Here is a 2,048-nt window from a genome sequence, read left to right on the forward strand (position 1 = left end):
ACGGTAATACGCCGTTCGAGGTCTTGCAGGCTTACTTTTCCCAACCTGTGGTGTAAACAACGCGGTTATTTTCTACAACTCATGTACCCCATCGAAACCCCCGACAAAATCTTCCGCGACGGTGACGGCGTGAGCGAACTCGGCACCATCCTTCCCGCATGGTGGCTGAATCAAATCCAGGGCGAATTACTCGGCGTGCTGGAATTGGTCGGCATTACACCTAATAAAACAAACACCAAACAGCTTAAAACAGCCATTGATAGATTATTTACCACTAAAGCGGCAGAGGCTACGGCGGAGAAAGCAGACACGAAAAAATTAACCACTGAAGACCTTAACAGCCTCACTTTTCCGGGTATATACGGGCAAAGACTAAACGTCAATGCCACAGCAGAGCGCAATTACCCTACTCGCAAGGCAGGCAGCCTGTTGAGTATGCCGTCTGCGTATAATAGCGATACCGACATCGCCTCGCATCAGATTTATATCCCGTTTGATGCCGATGAGATATGGCGGCGCGGCAAGGACTACAATGGCAACTGGACCGAATGGTCAAAACTAACCGTATCGCCTGCCGATTTATCAGCCGCTATCGAATCATCCGTGCCGTCAGGAACGGTCTTCCATTTTGCCGGGCAGACCGCTCCCGCCGGCTGGCTCAAAGCCAACGGCGCGGGTGACGGGCGCAGCACCTTTAATTTACCCGACCTGCATGGTGAATTTATCCGCGGCTGGGATGACGGTCGCGGTATAGACCGTGGGCGTGCGTTAGGGTCGGCGCAAGGAGACGCCATCCGCAACATCACGGGTTCTATAGACGTTGGTAACAACAGCGGGCATCAACTCTTTGACGAGGCCACCGCCACGGGTGCACTGGCTATCAGTCGGAAACACTGGAAAACATGGACATACGATACCACAGACGGCGGAGACTCCCCTGCCGCGTTTGACTTCAATGCCTCTCGAGTCGTCCCGACCGCCGCCGAAAACCGCCCGCGCAACATCGCCCTCTTGGCCTGTATCAAAATTTAAGGCCGTCTGAAAGAAAAAATCATGAGCGAAAACCAATACCCGCCAACCAAGCCCGTCTGCCAGTTGGATGCCGACAACCTCTACCTGCACCAAACCGTGGCCGACCTCGACCCGCTGGCCGCAGACGGCGGCTACCTATTGCCGGCCGGCTGCGTGGACACCCAGCCGCCCGAAACCCGCGCAGGCTTTGCCGCCCGCTGGCTACCCGAAAGGGCCGAATGGCAATACCTGCCCGACCATCGCGGCAAGACCGCCTACCGCACGGCAGACGGTGCGGCAGTACAAATTGAACAGGTGGGCGAGCTGCCCGCCGAGCTGACCCTGCTGCCGCGAGAGAACGAATATCAGACGTGGGATGCCAAAACCAAGGCTTGGATATTGCCTCCAGACGTTGCCGCCCGGCTCAAAGCTGAGCAGCAGGATGAGGTGTGGGAGCGTATCAAGGCCAAGCGCTACGACAACCTGCGCCACGGGGTGTACGCCAAATCGGTCGGCAAGTGGTTTCAGACCGACGACGCGACCCGCCTGCAATATCTGGCACTGGCACTGGAAAGCGTAACGGGCGGCTTTAAGAAGCCCATCAACTGGAAGACGATGGACAACAGCTTTTTGATGCTCACCCCCGAACTGCTGCGCGAAATCATGCAGACCATGCACGATAACGAACAAGCCGACTTTGCCAATGTCGAGAAGCATAAAGCCGCCATGCTTAAAGCCGAACACCCGCTGGAATACGACTACAGCGGCGGCTGGGTGGCAAACTATGAGTAAATTGAAGACGGGTAGACCAACAGATGAGCGAACAGAAAATTTATCTCGCCCTCTACAAAGGCCGCCCCGACGGCAGCGGCTGGCGCGTATGAACGGCACGGTTTACCGATGGGTTGACCCGTGTTTTGACACGCGGTAAGTACAGCCATTGCGAGATTGCCGTCAGGCTAGGCGGGACGGCCGCGGTGGTCTCGAAGGTAACGGGCTCTTTGACGATTCAGGTATTGTTCGATCGGTTGCCAATC

2 protein-coding genes are annotated in these 2,048 nt (G+C 56.2%); both read left to right on the forward strand.

What is annotated here, in order from left to right:
- A partial coding sequence (locus ACTHSL_RS12440; RefSeq protein ID WP_440381636.1) for a hypothetical protein occupies nucleotides 1-1,032 on the forward strand: 1,032 nt, incomplete at its 5' end.
- A 21-nt stretch (nucleotides 1,033-1,053) separates the two neighbouring features.
- Nucleotides 1,054-1,803: a DUF4376 domain-containing protein gene (locus ACTHSL_RS12445; RefSeq protein WP_440381637.1), complete on the forward strand. Its 750-nt coding sequence runs from the start codon at nucleotides 1,054-1,056 to the stop codon at nucleotides 1,801-1,803.
- Nucleotides 1,804-2,048: the final 245 nt, after the last annotated feature.

Origin of the sequence: Neisseria sp. P0008.S010 (assembly GCF_051962715.1) — a bacterium.
Classification (GTDB): domain Bacteria; phylum Pseudomonadota; class Gammaproteobacteria; order Burkholderiales; family Neisseriaceae; genus Neisseria; species Neisseria elongata.